The organism is Oleiphilus sp. HI0043, assembly GCF_001634935.1.
In genome coordinates, this window is sequence record NZ_LWEY01000172.1 from 1 (window position 1) to 733 (window position 733).

The following is a 733-nucleotide window of genomic DNA, read 5'->3' on the forward strand; positions in this document are numbered from 1 at the left end:
CTGCTCGCTATCTAATTCTATTTTGTCCAGCAACTCTGGACGTCGCTGCCATGTTCGCCCCAAGGATTGTTTAAGGCGCCAGCGGCGAATTTTTTCATGATTACCCGACATCAAAACATCAGGAATCGGCTTACCCATAAAAACTTCTGGACGAGTATAGTGAGGACAATCCAACAAACCACTAGCAAACGAATCCTCGGTTGCCGACTCACTATGCCCCAATACCCCAGGTATTAACCTGGAAATGGTATCCAGCAATACCATTGAAGCAAGCTCACCACCACTCAATACGAAATCACCAATTGATATTTCTTCATCAATTTCAGCTTCGATTAAGCGCTCGTCAACTCCCTCATATCGACCACAGACGCAAATCAATCCGTCATATTCAGCCAGTTCCACAGCTTTCTTATGGTCTAGGCGCTGTCCTTGAGGTGACAGGTATACAGTACGTAGTGATACCACCTTCTCGGGCTGATCGTGCTTTAGGTCCTGCACCATCTTTGCCTTAGCGTCGTGAATAGCATCCTGCAAAGGCTGCACTTTCATCAACATTCCCGGGCCACCACCATAAGGTCTATCATCGACCGTACGGTGCTTATCATGGGTGAACTCTCGAGGATTCCAATAATCCAGAGCTATTAGCCCTTTCTTTACTGCCCGCCCAACGACACCATGATCTTCTAGAGAGCGAAACATTTCAGGAAAAAGCGTAACCAGTCCAAAATGCATA

The 733-nt window shown here is 46.8% G+C and carries 1 protein-coding gene; it reads right to left on the reverse strand.

The genetic code is table 11. The features are described from left to right. Window positions 1-732, reverse strand: a 732-nt coding sequence (trmD, locus tag A3729_RS03120) for a tRNA (guanosine(37)-N1)-methyltransferase TrmD (protein WP_068633139.1), incomplete at its 3' end; no start/stop codon positions are given. Window position 733: the final 1 nt, after the last annotated feature.